Annotated in this window: 21 protein-coding genes; 4 read left to right on the top strand and 17 right to left on the bottom strand. The window is 65.7% G+C overall.

The features are described from left to right. Window positions 1-11 precede the first annotated feature (11 nt). Window positions 12-2,372 carry a DNA topoisomerase IV subunit A gene (gene parC / locus AC3QL2_RS00265; protein WP_493234048.1) on the top strand — a complete coding sequence of 787 codons (2,361 nt, stop codon included), beginning with the start codon at window positions 12-14 and terminating at the stop codon, window positions 2,370-2,372. Window positions 2,373-2,443: 71 nt separating this feature from the next. Here the strand turns inward: parC and AC3QL2_RS00270 are convergent, their stop codons facing one another. Then, the gene (locus AC3QL2_RS00270; protein ID WP_493234050.1) at window positions 2,444-2,797 is read right to left on the bottom strand and encodes a response regulator; all 354 of its coding nucleotides are present in this window, start codon (window positions 2,795-2,797) and stop codon (window positions 2,444-2,446) included. A gap of 4 nt (window positions 2,798-2,801) precedes the next feature. Continuing rightward, window positions 2,802-4,499 carry a sensor histidine kinase gene (locus AC3QL2_RS00275; protein ID WP_493234051.1) on the bottom strand — a complete coding sequence of 566 codons (1,698 nt, stop codon included), beginning with the start codon at window positions 4,497-4,499 and terminating at the stop codon, window positions 2,802-2,804. Between the two features lie 259 nt (window positions 4,500-4,758). Here AC3QL2_RS00275 and AC3QL2_RS00280 point away from each other — a divergent pair, with 259 nt between their 5' ends. Together AC3QL2_RS00280 and AC3QL2_RS00285 are read left to right on the top strand one after the other, a co-directional pair. Next, a complete protein-coding gene (locus tag AC3QL2_RS00280) occupies window positions 4,759-7,647 on the top strand; it encodes a bifunctional diguanylate cyclase/phosphodiesterase (RefSeq protein WP_493234052.1) in 2,889 nt (962 codons plus the stop codon). Window positions 7,648-7,799: 152 nt separating this feature from the next. Then, window positions 7,800-8,537: an SDR family oxidoreductase gene (locus AC3QL2_RS00285; RefSeq protein WP_493234053.1), complete on the top strand. Its 738-nt coding sequence runs from the start codon at window positions 7,800-7,802 to the stop codon at window positions 8,535-8,537. A 15-nt stretch (window positions 8,538-8,552) separates the two neighbouring features. Here AC3QL2_RS00285 and AC3QL2_RS00290 read toward each other — a convergent pair whose 3' ends face one another. The 15 genes from AC3QL2_RS00290 to AC3QL2_RS00360 form a co-directional block, all read right to left on the bottom strand. Further along, on the bottom strand, window positions 8,553-8,930 hold the full coding sequence (locus AC3QL2_RS00290) for a hypothetical protein (protein ID WP_493234055.1): 378 nt from the start codon (window positions 8,928-8,930) through the stop codon (window positions 8,553-8,555). Between the two features lie 83 nt (window positions 8,931-9,013). Further along, complete coding sequence (locus AC3QL2_RS00295; RefSeq protein ID WP_493234056.1) at window positions 9,014-10,438, bottom strand: methyl-accepting chemotaxis protein; 1,425 nt, start codon at window positions 10,436-10,438, stop codon at window positions 9,014-9,016. A gap of 78 nt (window positions 10,439-10,516) precedes the next feature. Further along, a complete protein-coding gene (locus AC3QL2_RS00300; RefSeq protein WP_493234057.1) occupies window positions 10,517-11,824 on the bottom strand; it encodes a DUF1329 domain-containing protein in 1,308 nt (435 codons plus the stop codon). A 16-nt stretch (window positions 11,825-11,840) separates the two neighbouring features. Continuing rightward, a complete protein-coding gene (locus AC3QL2_RS00305) occupies window positions 11,841-13,844 on the bottom strand; it encodes a DUF1302 family protein (protein WP_493234059.1) in 2,004 nt (667 codons plus the stop codon). 91 nt (window positions 13,845-13,935) lie between these two features. Beyond that, window positions 13,936-16,326, bottom strand: coding sequence for an efflux RND transporter permease subunit (locus AC3QL2_RS00310; protein WP_493234060.1), 2,391 nt, complete (start codon window positions 16,324-16,326; stop codon window positions 13,936-13,938). 8 nt (window positions 16,327-16,334) lie between these two features. Then, window positions 16,335-17,324, bottom strand: coding sequence for a YCF48-related protein (locus AC3QL2_RS00315; protein WP_493234062.1), 990 nt, complete (start codon window positions 17,322-17,324; stop codon window positions 16,335-16,337). Window positions 17,325-17,470: 146 nt separating this feature from the next. After that, the gene (gene thmT, locus AC3QL2_RS00320; RefSeq protein ID WP_079437550.1) at window positions 17,471-17,662 is read right to left on the bottom strand and encodes a 2-hydroxymuconate tautomerase; all 192 of its coding nucleotides are present in this window, start codon (window positions 17,660-17,662) and stop codon (window positions 17,471-17,473) included. Window positions 17,663-17,677: 15 nt separating this feature from the next. After that, a complete protein-coding gene (dmpH, locus tag AC3QL2_RS00325) occupies window positions 17,678-18,466 on the bottom strand; it encodes a 2-oxo-3-hexenedioate decarboxylase (RefSeq protein ID WP_493234065.1) in 789 nt (262 codons plus the stop codon). Further along, a complete protein-coding gene (dmpG, locus tag AC3QL2_RS00330; RefSeq protein WP_493234066.1) occupies window positions 18,463-19,494 on the bottom strand; it encodes a 4-hydroxy-2-oxovalerate aldolase in 1,032 nt (343 codons plus the stop codon). The genes dmpH and dmpG overlap by 4 nt, the downstream gene beginning before the upstream one ends. A gap of 11 nt (window positions 19,495-19,505) precedes the next feature. After that, window positions 19,506-20,420 carry an acetaldehyde dehydrogenase (acetylating) gene (locus AC3QL2_RS00335; RefSeq protein WP_493234068.1) on the bottom strand — a complete coding sequence of 305 codons (915 nt, stop codon included), beginning with the start codon at window positions 20,418-20,420 and terminating at the stop codon, window positions 19,506-19,508. 30 nt (window positions 20,421-20,450) lie between these two features. Beyond that, complete coding sequence (locus AC3QL2_RS00340; RefSeq protein ID WP_493234070.1) at window positions 20,451-21,245, bottom strand: SDR family NAD(P)-dependent oxidoreductase; 795 nt, start codon at window positions 21,243-21,245, stop codon at window positions 20,451-20,453. Window positions 21,246-21,252: 7 nt separating this feature from the next. Next, window positions 21,253-22,035, bottom strand: coding sequence for a 2-oxopent-4-enoate hydratase (gene dmpE, locus AC3QL2_RS00345; protein WP_493234071.1), 783 nt, complete (start codon window positions 22,033-22,035; stop codon window positions 21,253-21,255). 9 nt (window positions 22,036-22,044) lie between these two features. Beyond that, on the bottom strand, window positions 22,045-22,905 hold the full coding sequence (locus tag AC3QL2_RS00350) for an alpha/beta fold hydrolase (protein WP_493234072.1): 861 nt from the start codon (window positions 22,903-22,905) through the stop codon (window positions 22,045-22,047). A 16-nt stretch (window positions 22,906-22,921) separates the two neighbouring features. Beyond that, a complete protein-coding gene (locus AC3QL2_RS00355; protein WP_493234074.1) occupies window positions 22,922-24,382 on the bottom strand; it encodes a 2-hydroxymuconic semialdehyde dehydrogenase in 1,461 nt (486 codons plus the stop codon). A gap of 37 nt (window positions 24,383-24,419) precedes the next feature. Beyond that, window positions 24,420-24,863, bottom strand: a complete 444-nt coding sequence (locus AC3QL2_RS00360) for a GlcG/HbpS family heme-binding protein (protein WP_493234076.1) — start codon at window positions 24,861-24,863, stop codon at window positions 24,420-24,422. A 172-nt stretch (window positions 24,864-25,035) separates the two neighbouring features. Here AC3QL2_RS00360 and AC3QL2_RS00365 point away from each other — a divergent pair, with 172 nt between their 5' ends. Further along, window positions 25,036-25,746 carry an FCD domain-containing protein gene (locus AC3QL2_RS00365; RefSeq protein WP_493234078.1) on the top strand — a complete coding sequence of 237 codons (711 nt, stop codon included), beginning with the start codon at window positions 25,036-25,038 and terminating at the stop codon, window positions 25,744-25,746. The last annotated feature ends 99 nt before the right edge of the window (window positions 25,747-25,845 follow it).

Consider the following 25,845-nt stretch of genomic DNA (forward strand, 5'->3'; position numbering starts at 1 on the left):
CACACAGCACCATGAACGAAACTCCGGATCTTTTCGATTCCCTTCTGCCGGAGGCCAACGAGCCGCCGGCACCGCCGCCGCCCCCCGCGGCCCCCTTGCAGGGCAGCGACGACGCCCTGCCTCTCGATCAATATGCCGAGCGTGCTTACCTCGCCTACGCGATGAGCGTGGTGAAGGCCCGCGCGCTACCGCAGGTGGAAGACGGCCTCAAGCCGGTGCAGCGCCGCATCCTGTTCGCGATGAACGAGATGCGCCTGTCGCCGGCGTCCAAGCACGTGAAGTCGGCCCGCGTGGTCGGCGACGTGATCGGTAAGTACCACCCCCACGGCGACAGCAGCGTCTACGACGCGATGGTGCGGGTGGCCCAGGATTTCTCGCTGCGCTATCCGCTGGTGGATGGTCAGGGCAACTTCGGCTCCCGCGACGGCGATTCCGCGGCGGCGATGCGTTACACCGAATGCCGCCTGACGCCGATCGCCGAACTTCTGCTGTCGGAGATCGACCGCGGCACGGTGGATTTCCGCCCCAACTACGACGGCGCATTTGAGGAGCCGCAGCTGCTGCCAGCCCGCCTGCCCTTCGTGCTGCTCAACGGTGCGTCCGGCATTGCGGTCGGCATGGCCACCGAGATCCCGTCCCACAACCTGCGGGAAGTGGCCGACGCGGCGATCCACGCCATCGAGCATCCGGCCGCCAACGTGGCCGACCTGATGCAGCACATCAAGGGCCCGGACTTCCCCGGTGGCGGCCAGCTCATCTCGCCGGCGGCGGACATCCGCCAGGCTTACGAGAGCGGCCGTGGCAGCCTCAAGCTGCGCGCCCGCTGGGTGATCGAGGATCTGGCCCGCGGCCAGTGGCAGCTGGTCGTTACCGAGCTGCCGCCGGGCGTATCGGCGCAGAAGGTGTTGTTCGAGATCGAGACGCTGACCAACCCGCAGCCCAAGACCGGCAAGAAGTCCATCGACGCCGATCAGGCCCAGCTCAAGGCGCTGATGCTCGGCGCCCTCGACCGGGTGCGCGACGAATCGGGCAAGGACGCGCCGGTGCGCCTGGTCTTCGAGCCGAAGAGCCGCAACCAGGACGTGGCCGAGTTCTCCAACCTGCTGCTGTCCCACACCAGCCTGGAAACCTCGGCGTCGATCAACCTGGTGATGATCGGCCTGGACGGCCGGCCGGGGCAGAAGAACCTGGCCGACATCCTGCACGAATGGGGCCGCTTCCGCGTCATCACGGTGCGCCGCCGCACCGGGCACCGCCTTGGCCAGGTGAACGACCGCATCCACATCCTGGAAGGCCGTCACATCGTCTTCCTGAACATCGACGAGGTGATCCGCATCATCCGCGAGTCGGACGAGCCGAAGCCGGCGCTGATCGCCCGTTTCGACCTGTCCGACCGCCAGGCCGAGGACATCCTGGAAATCCGCCTGCGCCAACTGGCCCGCCTCGAAGGCATCAAGATCGAGCGCGAGCTGGCCGAGCTGCGCGGCGAAAAGTCCGAGCTGGAAGCCCTGCTCGCCGACGACAACAAGCTGCGCCGGCTGGTGATCAAGGAGATCCGTGCCGACGCCGCCAAGTACGGCGACGCGCGCCGCACGCTGGTGGAAGAAGCCGCCCGCGCCGGCGTGACGCAAACGGTGCTCGACGAGCCGGTGACGGTGATCGTCTCCGAAAAGGGTTGGGTGCGCTGCCGCAACGGCCACGGCGTGGATCTGGTCAACGTCAGCTTCAAGGACGGCGACCGCCTCGGCGCGGCCTTCGAGTGCCGCAGCGTGGATTCACTGATCGCCATCACCGATGGCGGCCGCGCCTTGACGGTAGCGGTGTCGACGCTACCCGACGGGCGCGGCAACGGTTCGCCGCTGGCCTCCCTGATCGAACTGCCTACCGGCAGCAAGATCGCCCACGTGCTGGCCGGCCCGGCCGACAAGCGTGTGCTGCTGGCCAGCACCGACGGTTACGGCTTCATGTGCCGCCTTGCCGACATGACCGCCACCAAGCGCGCTGGCAAGCAGTTCGTGACCATCGACGAGAAGGCCAAGCTGCTGGCTCCGGTGCTCTTCGATGATGCCGCCGATCTGCATCTGGCCGCGCTGTCGTCGGACGATCACCTGCTGATTTTCGGTCTCGACCAGATCAAGGAGCTGTCCGGCGGCGGCCGCGGGGTCATCATCATGGGTCTCAACGACGGCCAGACGCTGGCTTCCGTCTGCGTGGCCGGCGAGTCGATCACGCTGCTCGCCAATACGCGCGGGGGCAAAGCGGTGGAAAGCACGCTGCCGAAGAAGGAATGGGAAAGCTGGATCGGCAAGCGCGCCCGCAAGGGCAAGCAGGCGCCGGGGCGCTCCCAGGCCAGCGCGCTACGCGGCGACTGATCCGGCACTGACTCACACCGCCCCGCCCAGGGGCGGTGTTCATTTGAGCTGGCGCCCGAGGGGGTTTGCCCTTACAGGAGCTTCAATGCGCTCAGCAGGCTTTGGCGGTTGATCGGTTTGATCAGCAGTTCGTCGAAACCCGCCGCGAGAATCTCGTTGCGCTCGCTGGGCAGCGCGTGGGCCGTATAGGCCACGATCTGCAGTCCTGCCCAGGCCGGCTCCTTGCGCAGCTTGGCGCACACCTCCATGCCACTGACGCCCGGCATGCTGATATCCAGCAGCACCACGTCTACCGGATTGGCCTTCAGCAAAGCCGGTACGGCCTCCCCGTTGTCCACCTCGAACACCTCGCACCCTGCCTGCTTCAGCAACACGCTGGGCAGCATGCGGTTGATCTTCTGGTCATCGACGATCAGGACTTTCATCGGCTCACACCTGCTCTGGCATCGGATGGCTCACGAGGGGCAGGCGAACGACGAATTCGCTGCCTTCCTCCACGCGGGACGCAAGACTCACCTCTCCTCCCATCAGTGTAACCAGTTGCTGGACCAAGGCCAGCCCGAGGCCGGTGCCCTGGTGGCGCCGGGTCAGGAAGCCATCCACCTGGCGGAAGCGTTCGAACACGTGCGGCAGCATGTCCTCCGGAATGCCGCAGCCGGTATCCGCGACTTCGATGCGTAGCGCGTCCCCTTCACGACCGACCTGCACCCGGACGCTACCCCTGTCGGTGAACTTGATCGCGTTGTGCAGCAGGTTGTTGAGGATCTGCGCCAGCCGCGTCGCGTCACAGACGAAATCGGCGGGCGCCTCCGCTGCGACATCGAGGCGCAGTTCGAGCCCCTTCTCCTCGGCCGATGGGTAATGGGTGCGCACGATGCGCTCGAACAGCGGCTGCAGCGCCTCCTGGCGCAGGTCCAGTTCCATCTTGCCGGATTCGATCTTGGCCAGGTCGAGGATGGAATTGACCAGATCCAGAAGATGATGGCTGCTGTCGAGGATGACGCCGGCGAACTCCTTGCTGGTGCCCTCCGAGGTATCGCGCAGAAACTCCGCGTACCCCATGATGCCGTTCAGCGGCGTACGCAACTCGTGGGACATGGAGGCCAGGAACTCGGACTTCATGCGGTTGGCCGCCTCGGCCTTGATCTGGCTGTCACGCAAGGCGTCGGAGATACGGTGCTGACGATTGAGCAGATGGATCGACAGGCCCCCGAACAGGAAGACCACCAGCGTCATGCCACCCGCGTACACCATGTAACCGCGGCGGCGCTCGTGGAACTCGGCCAGCGCCTCCTCCTCGTCCACGCCGACGGCCACCGCCAGCGGGTATTCCTTCAACGCCCGATAGCTGTAGAAGCGCCGGACCCCGTCCGCCACGCTGGTCGAGCGGTAACTGCCGCTCGCGGCCTGGTCCCACACCGTCATCAGCGGACTGCCACTGATGTTCTGACCGACATCGTTGTTGTCGCCGACACGCCGTGCCCGGACGATGCCGTCACGCCCCACCAGCGACACCACGCCGTTGTGGCCCAGATCGACGCCGCTGTAGAAATCGGAGAAATAGTAAGGATCGACGGAGATCACCACGACGCCGCCGAAGCTGCCGTCCGGCTTGTTGATGCGCCGCGTCATCTGGATCGACCACTTGCCCGACGCGCGCCCCAGCACCGGCTTGCTGATGAACAGCTGGTTGGTGTCCTTTTCCTTATGAACCTTGAAGTGCTCCCGGTCCGACAGGTCCACCACCTTGTGCCCAGGCAGGTTGCTGAGGATGTACATGCCGTTCTCGTCGATCACCCCCAGCTGGTTGAAGATGCTGCTGATGATCATGCCTTCATGCACGTACTCGGCGATATTCACCTTGTCGCCGTATTTCTCATACTGGAACTTCAGGAACAGCACCGCCTGATCGACGCTCTTGATCGTGCGGATGGTGTGTTCCTCGAAGGCCCGCGCGAGGTTCAGGTTCTCCGTGTTCACGGAACGGATGACCAGTTGTTCTTCGGCCGCGGCCTTGTATAGGACGGCCCCCCAGATCAGTCCGAGCAGGGCCAGGACGAGGATCAGGATGGGCGCAAACAGGCGCACACGACGGCCGACAGTCAGCGGAGCGTAGGAAGAAAGCATCGAATCGGGAAACCAAACTAGGGCGCCCGCTGCGCGTCGATACGCCCTACACCACCGGAAAAACCGAAAAATCGGCACCCTCCGGGGATTTTGGGCGCAGCGGCCCCCAAAGAAAGCACATAAGCCGCCATTCTACCGACACGCGAAGTTAGCAGTCTGCGGGTAAAATACTACTTTAGATATATATTGCGACGCTGTTCACATAATTTGGCGTTTCGACGCCCATAAGAAGACCGCAGCCAGCCCCCGACAGCCCGTAATGAAATTTCATCTGACCGACCGCAACCTGCCCCGCTATCACCTGCTCGGGACACTGATCGTGGTCGTCATCCTGGCGCTTGCGCTGGGCGCCAGCTTCCTGTGGATCGGCGTCAGCCAGCACCAGCAGAGCATAGACCGCCTCGAACACGGCTTTTCCACGCAGAAGCAGGAACGCCTGCGCGGCGAGATGGCCGCAGCCATCGGCTATCTGGATTTCGTCCACTCCCGCACCGAGACCGTCCTGCGCGAAGCCCTGCGCGACCGCGTGGACATGGCCCTGCAGACCGCCCAGGCGATCTACGACAAGGAGCGCGGACACCGCCCCGAAGCCGAAGTGAAACGCCTCATCGTCGAGGCCCTGCGCCCGCAGCGCTTCTACGACGGACGCGGCTATTTCTTCATCGACGGCCTGGATGGCGAGTGCATCCTGCTGCCCATCGCCGCGGAGCGCGAAGGCAGCTCCCTGTGGAACAACCAGGACGACACCGGCCACTTCATCATGCGCGGCCTGGCCGACACCGCCCGCCACAAGCCCGACGGTGGCTACTCGGCCTATCGCTGGTACTCCCCCGACAATCCCAAGGGGATGTCCGACAAGCTGGCCTATGTGCGGCTGTTCAAGCCCTTTGGCTGGGTCATCGGCACCGGTGACTATCTCTACAAATGGCAGGACATGCGGATGCGCGAGGGCCTGGAGCGTCTGCGCGCCTGGAAATTCGGCGACACCGGCAGCTTCGTCGCCATCAGCCAGAACGGGAAGTTACTGCTCCAGCCCCAGTGGCCGGAGTTCGAGGGCAAGCACTTCACGGAGGTCGGCACTCCGGAAGAACAGAAGACCCGCGCGAATCTGGTGAAGCTCGCCGCCGAGGGCGGCGGCTTCCTGGAATACCCCTGGCTCAACCGGACCAAGAACACGCAAAGCCTGCGCACCGCCTATGTGCAGGAATACCGCCCGTGGAAGATGGTGGTGATCGCCTCGGTGTTTGAAGAGGAAATGCAGGGCACCTTCTCGGCCGAGCGGGCTGCCATGCTGCGGGCCCTGTCCCGACAGATCCCCGTCCTCTCCGCCGCCGCGCTGACCGCCATCATGCTGGCCATCGGCGCATCGGTGCTGTTCTCCCGCTGGATGAGCGGCCTGCTGGGCAATTACCGTCGTGAACTCGACGAGCACGCCGAAGCCCTCGAGAAGCAGGCCAAGCAACTGCGCCTGGCCGGGCATGTCTTCGAGAGCAGCAAGGAAGGCATCGTCATCACTGACCCGGAAAGCCGCATCCTCGCCGTCAACCCGGCCTTCTGCGCGATCACCGGCCGAACGCCCGACGAGGTCATCGGGCACCGGCCGAGCATCCTGGCCTCTGGCGAACACGACGCAGCCTTTTACCGCAACATGTGGAAGGCCATCCGCGAAACCGGATCGTGGACCGGCGAGATCCGCAACCGCCGCAAGGACGGGGCGGTCTACCCCGAGCTGATCAGTATCAGCTCGGTGCTCGACCAGTCCGGCAAGGTGCTTCACTACGTGGGCACCTTCCTCGACATCACCGAGCGCAAGGAGGCCGAGGAGCAGATCCGCCAGCTGGCCGAGTACGACCCGCTGACCCAGTTGCCCAACCGCAGTCTGCTCAGCGAGCGCCTCACCGACGCGGTGGCGCAGGCCCGTCGGGAAGCCCGGCAGCTGGGCGTGCTGTTCATCGATCTGGACCGTTTCAAAAACATCAACGACTCCCTCGGCCACCCCATCGGCGACCGGGTACTGCAGGCCGTCGCCGACCGCCTGCGCCACCTGGTGCAGGATAACGACACGGTGAGCCGCCTGGGCGGCGACGAGTTCGCGGTAGTGCTGACCCACCTGGAGGGCCCATCCCACGTGCTGCCGGCGGTGCGCAAGATCCTCTCCGCGCTGAGCCAACCCTACTACATCGACGAGCACGAGCTGCAACTGACCCCCAGCATCGGCATCACCCTCTTCCCGGACAACGGCCAGGACAGCGAGACCTTGCTGAAGAACGCCGATACGGCGATGTACCACGCCAAGAACAGCGGGCGGAACAACTTCCAGTTCTTCACCCCCGAGTTCAACCAGTGGGTCATGGAGCGCCTGCAGGTTGAAAACGGGCTGCGCCACGCACTGGCCCGCAAGGAGCTGCTGCTGCACTACCAGCCGCAGGTGGATCTCGCCAGCGGCACCATCGTCGGCTGCGAGGCGTTGCTGCGCTGGCTACCGACTGGCGGTGCGCTGGTCCCGCCGGATCGCTTCATCCCGATCGCAGAGGAAACCGGCCTGATCCATACCATCGGCAGCTGGGTCCTCGACGAAGCCTGCCGCCAGTTGCGTGAGTGGGATGCCAACGGGGCCCGCCCCATCGACATGGCGGTCAATGTGGCCGTGCCGCAGCTGCGCCAGCGCAACTTCGTCGGCCTCGTGCGGGACACCCTGCAGCGCCATGGCCTCAATCCCCAGCGCCTGGAGATCGAGGTGACGGAGAGCGTCTTCCTGAACCACGACGAACAGATCCGCGAGACCCTGCAAGGCCTTGCCGACCTGGGCGTACAGCTATCCCTGGACGACTTCGGCACCGGCTACTCAAGCCTGTCCTATCTGCGCAACTTCCGCTTCGACGTGCTGAAGATCGACAAGTCCTTCGTCTCGGAGCTGCACTTCAACCAGGACGACATCACACTGATCCGCGCCATCGTCAGCATCGCCCGCGACATGTCCCTGGTCACGGTTGCCGAAGGCATCGAATCGGAAGAGCAGCAGCACATCCTGCACGAGCTGGGTTGCATGATCGGCCAGGGCTACCACTTCTCGCGCCCGGTCGCCGCGGAGCAGATGGGCGGCCTGATCAACGCGCTTCCGGCGGGAGCGGATTCGATCGCCGGTTGAGAGACGCCGGCCCCGCCATCGGGTTGCGGGCGTCCAAGCCTCAAGGCACGTGGCGGCGCGGATGGCGTCGCCCCCGGGGCCGTGACGCCGGTCATGCTCTGGCGTAATCCTCCGGCGTTAGCATGATGTTTTCAGTACGACTTCGCCCATCCATGATCAAAGCCATCCTCACCGGCCACAGCCGCGGCCTCGGCGCCGCGGTGGCCGAGGCCCTGCTCGCCCGGGACATTCCGCTGCTGGCCCTGGCCAGAAGCAGCAAGCCTCAGCCGCACGGTGCCCAGCCGGAACTGCTGCACGAAACGCACCTCGACCTGTCGGACAGCGCCGCGCTGGAAGCTTGGCTGAAGACGCCTGCGCTACCGGACTTTCTCGCCGATGCGGACAGCGCGCTGCTGATCAACAACGCCGGCCTGCTGCAGCCAGTCGGGCTGGTCGGCGACGCCGAGGCCGCAGCAATCACCCGCGCGGTGGCGGTGAACGTGACCGCCCCGCTGCTGCTGACCAACGCCTTTGTCGCCGCCACGCGCCACTGCGCCGACCGACGTGTCGTGCACATTTCCAGCGGCGCGGCGCGCAGCCCCTATGCGGGCTGGAGCGTGTATTGCGCCACCAAGGCGGCACTCGACCACCAGGCCCGCGCGATGGCCGCCGAGCATCTGCCCGGCCTGCGTGTCGCCAGCCTGGCGCCGGGCGTCGTGGATACCGGTATGCAGGCGGAAATCCGCGCCAGCAGCGTGGAGCAGTTTCCGCAGAAGGAGCGTTTCGAGGCGCTGAAGACCAACGGACAACTGACCTCACCGGAACAGGCCGCCCAGCGCCTGGTCAATTACCTGCTCGGCGAGCGCTTCGGCGACGTGGTGGACGGCGACTTGCGCCACCTGCCGGACTGAGCGCCGGCGCCGGCCTCAAGCTGCGGGCGGCGTATCGAGCATGCGCTCGCACTCGACCATCATCGTCTGGCCGACGTCGGATTGATGGTTGGGGTCCAGCGCCTCCATCATCTCGTGGGTGATGTGCAAGCCGACCTCGCGGGACACCGAACCCGCCACCTGGCGAGCCAGCTGATCGCTCAGACCGGAGAGATGGCGGCGCTCCTCCAGCGGCAGGCTGCGCTTGCTACGCCCCAGCCAGTCGGCGACCAGCGTCGCGCCCTGGGCCTCGGTCAGCCACTGGCCATGCTCGTAATGCCCCGACAGGCGCTCGGCGGTGAGGGCGAAGATCAGCGCCACGCGCAGCCCCCGCTCCGTCACCGCCGAACGCAAGCCTTTTTCCAGACTGCTCATGCGACGGACTCCATCTCTCGTTGGGGGCGGACCATAGCACGTCCGCGGCCCGCCACCGGAATCCGCCGCCGCAGGCCGGTGGATCAGGCGCTGACGGCGGGACGCACGCGGGCCAGTGCGCCATAGGCGTCCTTCAGCCCCTTGTAGGCCGGCCGCACCTCGCCGATCCCGGTCGTCCGCACCCATGCCAGGTCGCCGGCACGCGCCTGCTGCAGCATGCGGCTGCGGACCTGGCGGTACTGCCGCAGCGCATCCTTGAAGCCCTGCACCGCCTGCCGCCCGGCCGCATCCTGCATGGCCCGGTCGATCTGCGTGAGCTGCGCATCGACGACGCCATCCAGCGCCTCGATGCGCTCCACGTGCGGCAGCGCCTGTTCGCGGTTGCGGGAATTGACCACCAGGATGCTGTTGGTGCGCGTCTCCTCAATCGCGTCGAGCAGCGCCACCAGCGCGTCGCGGCGCACGTCGATGGCCACGCTGAGGCCGTTGAGCTCCACCAGCCCGGTCATCAGCTGGCGCAAACCGGCATCGCAGCCATTGACCCGCTCGTCGAGCGCACGCGCCAGGCCGGCCACGCCGCCCATCTCGTCCACCAGCCGGCCGCCCGAGGCGGCTTCGCCATTGGCACGGCTGACGATGTTCTCCACCGCCGCCATCGTCTGGCTGGCCCCGTCGGCGATCGCCGCCAGGGTCTGGGCCGCCTCGCCGGTGCTGTCGGCGCTGGCACCGGCCTGCGCCTTGACGCGGCCGAGCAGCACGTTGAGCCCGTCGCTGCCGCTCTCGATGGCGGCGATGATCTCGCCGACGCTGACCGTCGCCTCGCTGGTCCGCTCGGCGAGCTTGCGCACCTCGTCGGCCACCACCGCGAAGCCGCGCCCCTGCTCGCCGGCCCGCGCCGCCTCGATGGCCGCGTTGAGGGCCAGCAGATTGGTCTGACTGGCGATGCCCTGGATGATCTGCACGATCTTGCCGATCTGCTCGATGTGGGCATGCACACCGGCAAACTCCTGCCCCACCGCCCCAACCACGCCGGCCAGTTCGCGCACGCTGTCCGACATCTCGGCCACGCGGCCGCCGCCGGACGAGGCCCGCGCGTGGGCGTCGGCGGCGATGCCGAGCAGCTGCCCGGCTTCCGCCGACACCGCGCCGATGCCGGCCGCCATGCCATCCACCGCCGACGAGGCGGCAATCGCCAGTTCCGACTGCTGGTCGGCGGTCTGCACTACGTCGGTGAAGGACGACACCAGCGTGCCGGAGGACACCATCAGGTCGCGGGTCAGTTCGCCCATGCGGCGGGCGGCGGCGACCTTCTGCTGCAGGAGGCCTTCGAGGCGGCGTACCGAATCGGCAGCGCTGGCCGACGCGCTGGCGTCGTCGAGCGCGCCACGGATGTCGTCGAGCTGGCGCTGCACCTGGCGCAGCGGGCGGCGCGCCAGCGCGAAAACCAGCGCGCAGGTGGCCAGCACCAGGATCAGGCCGATCCCGGAGGCGAGAATTTCAATCGTCATGGAAAGCCCTGTCTTGAGGGAAAAAGGGCCAGCCGGCGGAAGCTCCGCGGGCTGGCCCAAGGTCATGCCTTCAGCGGATCAATCGCCGCCGCGCATGTACTGCACCTGGAACATGGACGGCGGGTTCAGCTTGGCGTCCACCTGGCCCTTGAACTGGCCGGTCGTGCAGTGCTTGCTCTGCACGTCCACCATCGAGAAGGCGTCGTCGATGCCGATGCCGGAGCCCTTGTTGAGCGGCAGGTGGTGGTCCGGATGGGACTTGCCGACCATGAAGACCTTCCACAGCTCGCCCTTGCGGTCGTAAATCTCGTTGGCACCGTTCAGGTTGCCGAGCTGGGCGTCCATGTAGAACACGCGCTTGGACACCGGGTGGTTCGGATTGACCGGCGCCGCTTCGAGCACATAGACCTTGCGCAGCTGCCAGCTGCCTTCATGGAAGCAGCCGCCCTGCCCGCCGAAGTTCACATACTTGTAACCGTCACCCTCGGCCGGCATGTCGCCCGCCAGCTTCAGCTCGCTGTGGTTCCACATGGGCAGGATCACGTTCTTGGTGCCCTTGTAGGTCCACTTCATGTCGGAGATGCGGCCGTTGTAGCCCTCGAAGTCCTCGATCATCAGGTCGGAGCCGAGGAAGGCGTCGGTCGTCTGGCCGGTGGCCAGGCGGCGCACGCGACGCTGGAAGCCCAGGTACAGGTAGGCATCATCCAGCTTCTGGTCATCCTCGTAGCGCTGGATCAGCAGCTGGGTGTTCTTCAGATCCTGGGGCTCCAGCACCTTCATGTAGATGGCGCGGAACAGCTCGGACGGGTTGGGCGTCACTTCCGGCATCGGCGCATCCTTCACGCGGTGCTTGAAGTTGAGGAAGTGCATGTTGAGCTTGAGGGTCTTCTCCACCTGCCCGGTCTGCATGTTGCGGTACTTCCAGTAGAACGGGTAGATCGCCGCGTTGTCGCCCCAGTTCACGCCGTACTTGTAGTTCCAGGCCAGCTTCTCGCCGGCGCGCGGGTCCTTGGCGTCCGGCTCCTCGGGGAACGGACGGCCGGCCACGTAGCCTTCGATATCGCCGTTCTTGGCGCCGAGCTTGGCCTTGCCCAGGTTCTTGCGGGTCGCTTCGATGTAGGGCTTGGAGAGTTCGAACTGGGTCGTCGGGCCGACCTTGATCTCGAACAGGCCGTCCTTCAGCAACTTGAACACGCCAGCCGGCAGCACGTCCTTGAACTGGTCGGCATTGCCTTTGTTGATCACCGTGCCGACGCTGAGGCCAGCCGCCTTGGGGAAGCCGCCCTTGTAGGGGTTGAAGGTGTTTTCCACGTCGGCTTCGGTGGCGGCGTGGGCCAGGCCGGTCGCAAACACGGCCAAGGCCGCGGCAATGAAGGTTTTTTTCATGTGGGTGTCTCCTCGATCAGAACTTGTAACGCATGGTCAGGTAGATCTCGTCTTCGCGCATCGCGGTGCCAATCGGGCCAGCGCGGAAGCGGCCGAGGGGCTCCATACCGGCCAGACCACGGGAATAGGCCGCCATCGGATCACCCGGATAGGTGCCGGACGTATAGGGCGCAAACGGGTTGCACGAGCGGCAGTCGTCGAACTCGTTGCGGCCGTTGGAGCCACCCTTGAAGTTGGCGCCGAAGGTGAACTTCAGGTTGTCGGTGCTGCTCCACTCCACCGCCGGGGCGATGGCGTGGGAGCGCGCGCGAAAGTCGCGAGCGATGATCAGCTGCGGGCTGATCCGGTCACCCGCCATAAAGCCCTTCATCAGCAGCGTGCCGATCACGTTGTCCTTGAAGTCCGGGATGCCGCGCATGCCGAGGGACGTGCTCTCCAGCTCATGGTCGAAGATGTGCTGCCAGAACAGCTGGCCGGAAAACAGCGTGGTGCGGTGCGGATTGATGAAGGGCACGAAGGTCGGCCGATCGACGCCGATCACGCTGCGCCACACGCGGTTCTTGGAATACAGCTCAGGCTTGATGGTGTTGGCGAATTCCTCACCCCAGGTCATCGCGCCTTCGAAACGGAAGGCCGCGCCGAGCGTCTCCGACTGGAGATCCATGGAACCACCCAACAGGTTGACCCGCGGGAAGTTCATGTCGAAGGAGATCAGGTAGGGCCAGGCATTCTGATAAGCGCCGGTGAAGGAGTTGGTGGCGCGCTTGCCGCCATGCAAGGACGGCAATTGCGAGCGGTAATGCAAGGCGTTCAGCGAGAAGGACAGACCACCCATCGTCACACCTTCGAACTTGCCGCCGATCTGCGTATTGGCCAGGCTCCACTTGGGCAGGTTCACGTCGGCAAGGCCGATCTGACCGGGGCCGAAATTGGTGGCCAGGTAGGTGTTGGGGCCGACGTTGGCAAAGTTGGCCACCGTGCCGCCGTTGTCCCACAGGCTCTTCATGCCGCGGAAGAAGCAGCCCGCATCCAGCGCCACGTTGGGCGTACCGCACTGGCCCAGGTTGTTGGGGCGGAACTGGTCGACGTTCCAGATCAGCTGCAGGTTGCGGTCCTGCATGGACTCGCTGGCCCCCATCCGCCACTCGGCCTGCGCAATCCACATGGGAATGCGGATGTCCTGAAGTTCGTCGTAGATGTTGTTGCGGGAGAAATCGACCGGGTTCACCACGTCGAGCACGCGGAACAGGTCGGTCCTGCCCCACACCACCTGCTGCTTGCCGAGCTTGAGGAACAGCTCCTGGCCGCCGCCGATATCGATGCTGTTCTTCACATAGGCTTCACGGATGAAATCCAGGCGGCTGTTGAACTCGGGGAATTCCAGCTCATTCAGGTTCTTGTCGCCGTAACCACCGAAATCGGCACAGCCGCGGCTGTCCACGTTGCAGGGACGCACCGACGTCGCAAAGGCCACGCCACCGTTGGTCTTGTGCCAGCGATCACCAAGGACGCGCAGTCCTGCATTGGGATTGTTGGCGTAGGAATCCAGAAACGCGTTGTTCGTCGAACCGGGATAGCCGAGCCCCGCCACCGCGGTGTAGCCGATCGGGCCGGCCGGCGAGGTTGTCCCCCACGGCACGGTGGTCTGCACACCGCCGAGGGTGCTCTGGGAGGTGATCGCACCGCCAGCGTCCTCGCCATACTGGCCCTTGTTCATGCGGTACACGCCGTCCCAGCTGCCGCGGAACACGCCGTGGAAGGCCCAGCCCTTGTCGAGCTTCTTGTCGGCCTCCACCTGCATGGTGTTGCGGAACTTGGACAGACCGACGACCTTGCCGGTGTCGTCGCGGCCGCGGAAGGCGGTGTGGTTCTCGTAGAAGGTGTCCACCGTCCACGGTTCGCTGCTGCTGCCCATGTCGGGCAGGTTGTCCTCGGCAAATGCCTGGGATGCACAGGCGGAAGCCACCGCCAGTGCGCAAAGGGTGAGAGCCGGTTGTGTCCGGTTTGATCTGTTCTTCATGGTGTCTCCTCCTTGAATGTTCGATTGCGGCCGGAGCAAAGCCGGCCGCCCTCCCTGGAATCGATAGGCTTGGCTGTGGTGGGCTTTCCTCCTAGTCGTTTTCGAGCACGCCATCCGCGTCGTAGTGGGCGGCGGTGACGAACTTCGGTTTGAACACCACGCACCAGGACGGCACGATCAGCACCGCGGCGATGGCATTGACGATGAGCATGAAGGACAGCAGCACGGCGGCATCCGACTGGAAGCGCAGGTCGGACATGAAGATCCACATCACGACGCCGGCGATCAGCGTGATGGCGGTGAAGCTGACCGCATAGCCGGTGGTGGCCACGGCGCGGATCACGGCCTGCTTGATGTCCTGCAGCACCGCGAACTCCTCGCGGATGCGGTCCATGAAGTACACCGCGTAGTCGATACCCACACCGACGCCGACGGCGATCACCGGCACGGTGTTCACATTGATGCCGATGCCGGCGGCGCCCATGTAGGCGTAGGTCATCAGCGTGGCGAACAGCATCGGCAGGACCATCAGCCAGCCGGCGTGCAGGGAGCTGTAGTACACCATCACGATCACGAAGGCGATCAACATCACGGTCGGGATGATGATCATGTGGTCGGTGTGCAGGGCCTGGTTGCCGGCCGCCGTCACACCGACGATGCCGCCGCCGAGCTCGATGTGGATGCCCTTCACATCGGCCTCGATGAGGCGCTTGCCCTCCTCGGCCAGCGCGACGATGCGGTTGATGGTGTCGGCCTGGTGGTCCTTGTAGTAGAAGACCATGTCGGCTTCGTTCTCGTCGGCGTTGACGAACTCCTTCAGCGCACCGGGGATCGGGCTGGCCGCCATGTACGCGAACATCAGGCCGCCCACTTCGTCAGCGGTGTCCGGCACCTGCATCCAGCGCGGATCGTCGTTGTGGGTCAGCTTGTTGACCACCCGTAGCACGCCGGGAATCGCCTTGGCGCCGCCGAGGGTCGGGTCGGACAGCATGTGGGCCTGGAAGCGCTCGATGGCCGCCATCACTTCCGGACGCTTGATGCCGCCCTTCTCGTCGGTGCGCATCAGCACGTGCAGCTCCTCGGAACCGGGGAAGCGCGTGTTGATAGCCTTGGTGGACACGTTGAAGTCGTGATTGACGTGGAGCAGCGGGGAACCGGGCTCCGACTCGCCGAGCTGCACCTTGCCGACGAAATACAGGCCGCCGATGGCGCCGATCAGCGTGAGCAGCAGGATGCTGCGGGCGCCGCCGTCGGTGCCGCCAGTACGGGCCATCGCCGCGGCCAGAAAGTTGCGCACGCCTTCGTTGGCATTGACGGTGTTCTTCGGCGCAGGCAGCACGGTAAGGGCCAGCGGCACCATGAAGTGCACCGTGAAGATCACCGAGAAGCCCCAGAAGCCGGCGGCCAGGCCGAGCTTGTGGTTGAACGGCGCAGCGCCGAGCACCAGCACGGCAATACCCACCGCGTCCACGATGATCGCCAGCGAGCCCGGCCGGAACAGCGCGTCCAGCGCGTTGCGGGCGGCCTTCTGGCCGTTCTTGACGATGGCCAGTTCCTCGTAGTAGCGCACCACCAGCTGCACGCCGTGGGACGTGGCGCGGGCGGCGATCAGGAAGGGGATCGGCAGCGACAGCGGCTCCAGGTTGATGCCCATCAGCGCCATGAAGCCGAGGCCCCAGATGGACGACAAGGCAATGCCCAAGAGCGGCAGCGCGATGCCGTACAGGCGGCGGAAGTAGATCACCAGCAGGAAGGTCAGCAGCGCCAGCGTCCACGCCAGGATTTCGACGATCTGGTTGAGGTAGGTGTACACCCAGCCGGTCAGCACCGGGTTGCCGGTGACGTAGATCTTGTGGCCGGAGGTGGCGAGGGATTCACGCACCTGCTGCAGGGCCGCGAAGGTCTTCGGGTAGTCGATGTCCGCCTCGTTGAGCTGGGCCTTGATGAGGGCCGCCTTCAGGTCGGGGGACACCAGCAGGCCGTAGATCGTCGGGTTGGCGATCACGTCTTTCTTCAGCTGCTCCAGCTCGGCCACCGTGCGGCCACTCTTCAGCGGATCGTAGTAAGACTCCGACGCAAAACCGCCCTGCTCGTCGAGGAAGATCTTGCGGGCGGTGCGGTGGGTCAGGCTGTTGACCAGGTTGTGGTTGACGCCGGGCAGGCTGTCGAGACCCTGGGTGGCCTTGTGGATCAGGGCCAGGGTTTCGTCGTTGAAGATCGTGCCCTTCTCCACCTCGACGGACATCACGATCATGTTCGCGCCGCCGAAATTCTCCTTCAGGCGGTTGTAGGTCTGGATGTACGGGTGGTTCTGCGGCAGCAGGTCGGCGAAGTCGGAATAGATCCGCAGCTTCGGCACCAGCGCGCCGAAGATCAGCGTGACGAAGAAGATGAGGGACAGGACGATCTTCGGATTGGCGAAGATCCACTCTTCACCCTTGTGCAGGGCGTGGGTGATGCGGTGACGGGATTGGCTGACCATGATGCGCCTCAATGGGCCGCGGAAGCGACGAGCGGTTGGGCCTGGGTACCGATGAGGCGCAGCAGGCCTCCCGGACCGCCGGCGACGATGGCGTGTTGTTCGGGCAGGGACACGGCGGCGGCCAGGAAGACCGGCGCGGCGTCCGGATAGGCCACGTTGCGCCAGGTGTTGCCCTCCAGGCGGGCGACGACGCCACCGGCGCCGACGCCGTAGGGCACCCCTTCATGCATGAACAGCCGGTACAACGGCGCACGGCTCGCATTGGTCTGCTTGGCCCAGCTCTTGCCGCCGTCGGTGGTATGCAAGATCTGGCCCGCGATGCCGCTGACCCAGCCTTCGCTGCGGCTGGCGAACAGGCTGGCGTAGGGGTAGAACTCGTCGGGCATCTTGCTCTGGCGGGCCCAGGTCACGCCGCCGTCGGTGGTCGTCGCGACCAGGCCGAACTCGCCGGTGGCGTAGCCGACTTCCTTGTCCACCATCTGGATACCGGTGAGCTGGGCGTCTTCCTGCAGGTCGGTGACCTTCCAGTTGGCGCCCGCGTCGGCGCTGACCGCCAGCGTGGCGCCGGTGCCGGCGACCCACCAACGGCCTTCCCCGTCGCAGCTGATGGTCAGCGGCGTGCGCGGCTTGTCGAGGGATACGGACTTCCAGCCGCTGCCGGAGGCATCGGCGCTCCACACCTTGCGGAAGAAATCCACCGCCACGAAGCGCCCATCCGGGCAGGTGGCAATACCGATCACCGAGGCGCCGGCGAGGGCCTGGCGCTTCCAGGTACGTCCTTGGTCAGCGGAAACCAACAGAGCCCCACTCTGGGTTCCAGCGACGACGACCTTGCCGTTGCTGGCCAGGGCCTGGGTGGTGTCATAACGTTGAACGGGCTTGGCCGACTCGCTGGCGACCCCGGAGAGGTCGGGCGCGGCATGGCAGCCGGCGATGAGGGTGGCGGTACCGACGAGCGCCGCCATGCCGCGGGCGCGGCATTCGAATCTGTCTTTCACTGGGTCTCCTCCAGTTTTTGTGTTTTTTTGGGCGCAAGACGGCCCTGCCCCATGGCCGTGGCCTGGGGTTCTTGTTGTTGTGCGACGTCAATCGCCCGAATTGTCAGGAGCCGGCGGCGGGCTTCGCCACCAGCCCCGGGGGAGGATCAGCGGCCCAGATCCTTCGCACTGACGCCGGCGATACCCCAATTGGCTTTGGGCACGTCGTGGATCCACACACGAACGTTCTCCTGCGGGGCGCCGACGGCTTCGACCAGGGCCTGCGTGACCTTCTCGATGACCGCCCGCTTCTGTTCTTCGGTGCGGCCTTCAATCATGTAGATCTGCGCGAAAGGCATGTTTCTCTCCCTTGCTTACTTGAAACGGATGGACACGGAACCCATGCCCTGGACCCGCAGGGTCACGTTGTCGCCGGCGTTCACCGCGACGGCTTCCGTGATGCCGCCGGACAGGATCAGCGCCCCGGCGGGAATTTCCTCGCCGCGGGCGCCGAGGTGGTTGGCGAGGGCCGCGATGGCCGCCGCCGGATGGCCCAGCACCGCGGCGCCGGCCCCAAAGGCCACCGGCTCGCCGTTCTTTTCCATCACGATGCCGACCGTGCGCAGGTCCACTTCGCTGACCGGCAGCGGCTGGCCGCCGACCACGAAACGGGCCGACGAGGTGTTGTCGGCGATCACGCTCTTCAGGTCGAACTTGAAGTCGCGGTAGCGGCTGTCGATGACCTCGATACCGGGGATCACGAAGTCGGTCGCCGCCAGCACGGCACCGATGTGGCAGCCCGGCCCCTTCAGCGCATGCTTCATCACGAAGGCGATTTCCGGCTCGACCTTCGGGTGGATCAGCTCGGACACCTTCACTTCGCCACCGTCCGGCACCGTGCCGTAGTCGGTGATGAAGCCGAACACCGGCGTCTCGACGCCCATCTGCTTCATCTTGGCGAAGGACGTCAGGCCGGCCTTGAGACCGACAATGCGGGTACCACGGGCGACCTTGCGGGCCTTGATGGTGTCCTGGATCGCGTAGGCGTCGTCCCAGTCCATGTCCGGGAACTCATCGGTGATCTTGAGGGTGTCCTTGGCCTCGAGCTCGCAGTTTTCCAGGTGCTCGGCGAGGCGGGCGATGGTGGCTTGATCGAGCTTCATGCTGCCAGCCCCCGTTCGCGGGCCATCGTGATGGCCGTGTCTTCGATCATGTCCTCCTGCCCGCCGACCATGCCGCGGCGGCCCAGTTCGACCAGGATGTCGCGGGCCGGCACGCCGTACTTCTTGGAGGCGCGCTTGGCGAACAGCAGGAAGGAGCCGTACACGCCGGCGTAGCCGAGGGTCAGCGCATCCCGGTCGATGCGGATCGGGAAGTCCATGATCGGCACCACCAGGTCTTCGGCGACGTCGGTGATCTTGGCCACGTCCACGCCGGTCTCGATGCCCATCAGGCTGCACACCGCGATCAGCACTTCCATCGGCGTGTTGCCGGCCCCGGCGCCCAGGCCGGCGGCGGCCGCGTCGATGCGCGTGGCGCCCACTTCGATGGCGGCGATGCTGTTGGCCACGCCCATCGCCAGGTTGTGGTGGCCGTGGAAGCCCAGTTCGGTCTCCGGCTTCAGCGCTTCACGCACCGCGCTGAGGCGGGCCTTGACGGTGTCGGGCAGCAGGTGGCCGGCGGAGTCGGTCACGTAGATGCAGTTGGCGCCGTAGCTCTCCATCAGCTTGGCCTGCTTGACCAGCCCTTCGGGGCTGTTCATGTGGGCCATCATCAGGAAGCCGACGGTGTCCAGGTCGAGCTTCCTGGCCATCGTGATGTGCTGTTCGGACACATCGGCCTCGGTGCAGTGGGTGGCGACGCGGATCGTCGACACGCCGAGCTCCTTGGCCATCTTCAGGTGATCGACGGTGCCGATGCCCGGCAAGAGCAGCGCCGAGACCTTGGCCTGCTTCATCAGCGGGATGACGGTGGACAGGTACTCCTCGTCGGTGTGGGCCGGGAAGCCGTAGTTCACCGAGCTGCCCCCGAGGCCGTCGCCGTGGGTGACTTCGATCAGCGGCACGCCGGCGGCGTCGAGGCCGGTGGCGATGCTCTTCATCTGCTCGAGCGTCATCAGGTGACGCTTGGGGTGCATGCCGTCCCGCAGGGTCATGTCATGAACGCGGATTTGCTTGCCTTTGAGTTCCATGGCGGTCTTCCTTACGCGGTAACGGGTTGGAGGGTCAGGCTGCCCTTGATGATCTCTTCGGCGAACATCTCGGCCGTGCGGGCGGCGGCGGCGGTCATGATGTCGAGGTTGCCGGCGTACTTGGGCAGGTAGTCGCCGAGGCCTTCGACTTCGAGATAGACGGAGACGCGGTTGCCGTCGAAAACCGGGCCGTTCACCAGGCGGTAGCCGGGTACGTACTTCTGGACTTCCTGAATCATCGCAGCGATGGATTCGCGGATCGCGTCCTGCTGGGGTTCGCCTTCGACGAGGCAATGCACGGTGTCGCGCATCATCAGCGGGGGTTCGGCCGGGTTGATGATGATGATGGCCTTGCCCTTTTTGGCGCCGCCGACCTTCTCGACCGCACCGGCGGTGGTGCGGGTGAATTCGTCGATGTTCTTGCGGGTGCCGGGGCCGGCGCTCTTGGAGGAGACGGTGGCGATGATTTCGCCGTATTCCACCGGCTGCACGCGGGAGATCGCGGCGACCATCGGGATCGTCGCCTGGCCGCCACAGGTGACCATGTTCACGTTCATTTCCCGTTGGCCGACGTGCTGCTTCAGATTGACCGGCGGCACGCAGTAGGGGCCGATAGCGGCCGGGGTCAGGTCGACCATCAGCACGCCGAGCTCGTTGAGCTTGCGGCTGTTCTCGGCATGCACGTAGGCGGAGGTGGCGTCGAAGGCGATCTGCACGCCGTCGGCGAGCACGTGGGGCAGGAGGCCGTCCACGCCGTCGGCGGTGGTCTTGAGGCCCATCTCACGGGCGCGCTTGAGGCCATCCGATTCCGGGTCGATGCCGACCATCCACACCGGCTCCAGCACGGGGCTGCGCTGCAGCTTGGCCAGCAGGTCCGTGCCGATGTTGCCCGGGCCGATCAGGGCGCATTTGATTTTCTTGGTCATCGCTGTGTTTCCTTTTGGGGTCGCGAAGGGTTAAACCATGCTGCGCACCACACCGCCTTCGACCCGCAGGGCCGCGCCGTGGGTGGCAGACGAAAGGGGACTACAGACGTAGGCGACGAGGTTCGCCACCTCCGCCGGGTCGATGAAGCGCTTGAGCAGCGAGGTCGGCCGGGCGTTGGCGAAGAAGTCCTTCTCCGCCTGCTCCAGGGACACGCCCTGCTCTTCCGCCAGGCGGCCGAAGAAGGTGGCGACGCCTTCGGTGCGGGTCGGGCCGGGCAGCACGGAATTGACCGTCACGCCGGAGCCGGTGCAGGTTTCGGCGATGCCGCGAGCCACCGACAGCTGGGCCGACTTGCTCATGCCGTAATGCACCATCTCGGCCGGCGGGCAGATGCCGGACTCACTGGAGATGAACACGATGCGGCCCCAGTTGCGGGCCTTCATCGCCGGCAGGTAGTGGCGGGACAGGCGCACGCCACTCATCACGTTGGTTTCGAAGAAATGGAACCACTCGGTGTCGTCGATCTCCTCGAAGGGACGCGGATCGAAGATGCCGAGGTTGTTCACCAGGATGTCCACGTCCGGACAGGTGGTGACCAGCGCTTCGCAGCCGGTAGCGGTTCCCAGGTCGGCGGCGATACCGGTGACTTTGGCTTCCGGCAGCGCTTCGAGCAGGCGGGCGATGGTGGCGGACACGCCGGAGCGACTGCGCCCGTTGATGATTACCTCGGCGCCTTCGGCGGCCAGCTGGCGGGCGATGGCGAAGCCGATGCCCGACGTGGAGCCGGTGACGAGAGCGCGCTTGCCGGTCAGTTGCAGATCCATGGCGGCCTCAGCTGAAACGGACGGAACAGCCGCCGATGCCACCGATGGTGACGCGCAGGCTGTCGCCGGCCTGCACCGGGATCAACGCGGCCAGGGAACCGGACAACACGATGTCGCCCGCCTTCAGGCCGATGCCCAGGCGGCCGAGGGTATTGGCCAACCAAGCCACGGCATTGCACGGGTGGCCGAGGGCTGCCGCACCGGAGCCAGTGCCGACGATCTCACCGTTCTTCTCGAGGACCATGCCGCAGGTGGCGAGGTCCACCTTGCGCGGGTCGACCATGCGGTCGCCCAGCACCAGCACGCCACAGGAGGCGTTGTCAGCGACGGTGTCCTGGATCTTGATCTTCCAGTCCTTGATGCGGCTGTCGACGATCTCGAAACAGGCCATCACGCCTTCGGTGGCGGCCAGCACGTCGGCGGCGGTGAGCCCCGGGCCCATCAGGTCCTTCTTCATCAGGAAGGCGATCTCGCCTTCGGCGCGGGGCTGGATCAGGGTGTTGGCGGGGATCGCCTCGCCTTCGTTATACACCATGCCGTCGAGCAGCCAGCCGAAGTCGGGCTGATGCACGCCGAGCATGTTCATGACGACCTTGGAGGTCACGCCGATCTTCTTGCCAACCACGCGCTCGCCGGCCCCCAGGCGGCGGGCGATCATCTGCTGCTGGATCTGGTAGGCATCCTCGATGGTGATTTCGGGATGGCGCTCGGTGAGCGGGGTCAGGGTTTCGCGATTGACGAGGGCGTTGTAGAGCTCGTCGCCAAGCTGGGTGATCAGGGCCTTGTCCATGGACTTCTCTCAGGAAAGCGGTTGGGGTTCGGCGTCGGTGGCTTCGGCGAGGAAGTCGGCGACGAGACGGGCGAAACGGTTGGCGTGCTCGATCTGGGTCCAGTGGCCGCACTGACCGAACACGTGGAGCTGGGCGCGGGGAATCCAGCTGGCCAGGGTCAGGGAGGTCTGCAGCGGAATCACCTTGTCCTCGCGGCCGTGGATCACCAGGGTCTGGTTCGGCAGCGCACGGATGTCGGCCTCATTGCTGGCCATCGCATCCACCCAGCGCTGGCGCGGGGGCGGGAACATGGCGCCGAAGGACTCCTGGAAGCCGGGGCGGATGCTGGCCTCGTAGCGCAGTTGGGCGAGCTCGTCGTTAACCAGGTTGCGGTCATAGGCGAACAGATCGAGCAGACCGCGCATGGCCTCGAAGGACGGCTGGTAGCCCCACACGGCGTCCAGCGCCGGGGTGATCTCGAAGGGCACGCCGACGCTGCCCATCAGCACCAGCCGGCGGACCCGCTGCGGGTGGCGGATCGCCAGCGCCAGCGCGATGGCACCGCCGAAGGAGTTGCCGACCAGGTCGGTGCGTTCGATGCCGAGGGCGTCGAGCACGGCGATCGCATGGGCAACCTGGCTGTCCATCGAATAGACATCGCCCGGCAAGCGCTCGGTGTAGCCGAAGCCGAGCATGTCCGGCGCGATGACGCGGCGGGCCTCGGCCAGGGCCGGCATCACCAGCCGCCAGTTGGCCCAGGCGGTGACGCCCGGCCCCGAGCCGTGGATGAGCAGCACCGGCTCGCCAGAGCCCAGGTCATGGACGTTGGTCTGCCGGCCGGCCGCCGGGAGGAAGCGGCCGATTTCCGGGGAGGACGGAATGCTGCTCATGATCTTCAAATCCCTTTCAAAGCTTGACGCAGACGTTCTTGAGTTCGGTGTAGAACTCGAGAGAATGCACGCCGCCTTCGCGGCCGATGCCGGACTGCTTGGCGCCGCCGAAGGGCGTACGCAGGTCACGCAGGAACCAGGAGTTGACCCACACCAGGCCCACTTCCAGACGACCGGCGACGCGGTGGGCGCGGGTCACATCCTTGGTCCACACCGAAGCGGCGAGGCCGTAGGTGGTGTTGTTGGCGCGGCGGACGACCTCCTCTTCGCTGTCGAAGGGCATCACCAGCGTGCAGGGCCCAAAGATCTCTTCGCGGGCGATGGCGGCTTCGTCGCCAAGGCCGGTCCAGATGGTCGGCTGGACCCACGCACCTTCCTTCAGCGCGCCCGGCATGTCGGGCTCGCCGCCGCCGGTCACGACGGTGGCGCCCTCTTCCACCGCCTTGCGGTAGTAGGACAGCACCTTCTGCTTGTGCTCCTGGGAGATCAGCGGGCCCATGCCGGTTTCCGGGTTGTCGGGCAGGCCGACGACCAGCTTCTCGGCGCCTTCCTTCAAGCGGGCGACGAAGGTGTCGAACAGCGGGCGCTCCACATACACGCGCTCGGTGCCGAGGCAGACCTGCCCGCAGTTGGCGAAGCAGGAACGCAGCGTGCCTTCGATGGCCGCATCCAGGTCGGCATCGGCGAACACGATGGCCGGGTTCTTGCCGCCCATTTCCAGGGACACCGGGCGGGCGCCGTCGGAGGCGGCCTTCATGATCGCCGCGCCGGTGCGGGTCTCGCCGGTGAAGGTGATCGCATTGACGCCCTGGTGGCGAGTCAGGAATTCGCCGGCAGAGTTCGGGCCGAAGCCATGCACGACGTTGTAGACACCCTTCGGGATACCAACCGCGTTCATCACCTCACCGAGCAGCGTGGCGGTCTGCGGAGTTTCCTCGGAGGGCTTGACCACCACCGCGTTGCCGCAGGCCAAGGCCGGGCCGACCTTCCAGGTCATCAGCAGCAGCGGCAGGTTCCACGGGCACACCACACCAACCACGCCAACCGGGCGGCGCAGCGCGTAGTTGATCGCGCCACGGCCATCCGGCGTGGCCATCTCGAAGAACTCGCTGGGCACGTTCTTCACCACGTCGGCGAAGATCTTGAAGTTGGCGGCACCGCGGGGAATGTCCAGGTGGCTGGCCAGGCTGCGCGGCTTGCCGGTGTCGGCCACTTCCGCAGCGAGGAAGTCCTCGAAGCGGCGGTTGATCTCGTTGGCCACGCCGTACAGCAGCTCGACACGGTCGGCAACGGTGATACGCCCCCACTCGCCTTCCAGTGCCGCATGACCGGCGGCGACCGCCGCGTTCACTTCGGGCAGGCCGGCTTCGCTGACCTGGGCGATGACGCTGTTATCCAGCGGGGAACGCTTCTCGAAGAGGCGGCCGCCGGCGGCCTCGACGAATTCTCCGTTGATGAAGTTCTTGATCAGTTTCATCTGCTGTTCGTCCTTCTTGGTGAAGAGCTTGTCTTGTTCACTCGGCGCCGATGGCCTTGAGGGCCGCCCGCGCGCATTCCTCGTCCTGGGCTTCGGATGCACCGGACACGCCGATGCCGCCGATCAGGCCGTCCGCGCAGCGGATCGGCAGGCCGCCGCCGAAAACCACCAGACGCGGCCGCGCGGAGAAGCCCAGCTTCATGCCCTCGTCGTGGCCGATCACCGACATCCAGTCCTTGGTGGAGAAGCCGAAGCCGGCCGCGGTGTAGGCCTTGTCGATGGCGATGTCGATGGACTGCACGAAGGCGCCCGGCATGCGCAGGAAGCCGGCCAGGTTGCCGCCGCTGTCGGCCACCGCCACGTTGATGCGTACGCCGATCTTCTTGGCGTGCTCCACCGCGGCCTGCAGCGCGAGGCTGGCCGCCTCGGCGGAAATCACGGCCTGGGGAACGGAAAGCGGGGTAGCGGAAGGCTGGCTCATTGGGGTCGGTCCTGAATCAGTGTCGTTGATGGAACGATATTTCCTTCTTATCTCGACGTCAACAGTTTTTCTCGAGATTTTTGATTATGATCGCTCCAAGCCGGTTCGGCTAGAATTCATAAGAAGCGGCGGCTGCCCCCAAGGCCTCGCCAGAACACCGGAAATCCACACCATGAATGACCTAGTCTCCAGCGCCGACCTCGCCAGCGAGGCCGACGAACCCAAAACCCTGGCCGAGGCGGCCTACCGCCAGCTGCGCCGGGACATCATCGAAGGCTTGCACCGCCCCGGCGAAAAGCTGCGGGTCGAGCACCTGAAGGATCAATACGAAGTGGGCGCCGGCACGCTGCGCGAGGCGCTGCAGCTGCTCGTCACCGACGCACTGGTGGTCGCCCAGGGGCAACGCGGCTTCCGCGTCGCGCCGATCTCCCTCGACGATTTCGAGGACATCACCCGTACCCGCGTGCTGCTCGAAACCTCCGCGCTGCAGCAATCCATCGAGCTCGGCGACGACACCTGGGAAGCCAACGTGGTGGCGGCCTTCCACATGCTGTCCCGCGCCGAGGAAAAGCTCGTCGATGGCGCCAAGGGCACCCGCGAGGAATGGGAGCTGCGCAACCGGGCCTTCCACGAGGTACTGATCTCGGCCTGCCCGTCGCGCTGGATCCGCCACTTCCAGAACATCCTGTACCACCAGTCGGAGCGCTACCGCCGCCTGTCCCTGTTCCGCCAGCCGATCCCGCGGGACGTGCATGCCGAGCATCAGGCCATCGTCGACGCGGCCCTGGCCCGCAACAGCGCCGAGGCCACGCGCATCCTCTCCGATCACATCCTGCGCACGCTGGACGCGGTGCGCCAACTGCCGGCCGATTTCATCAATTAGCGGGGTACCCAACTTAAGCGCCGGTCTTCGTGAGATATAACTAAAGACATACGCCCGCCGCTCCGTTAATCTCCTCGCAGCGCGCCCAAACAGGCGCGC

The organism is Zoogloea sp. GW822-FHT05C07, assembly GCF_058800215.1.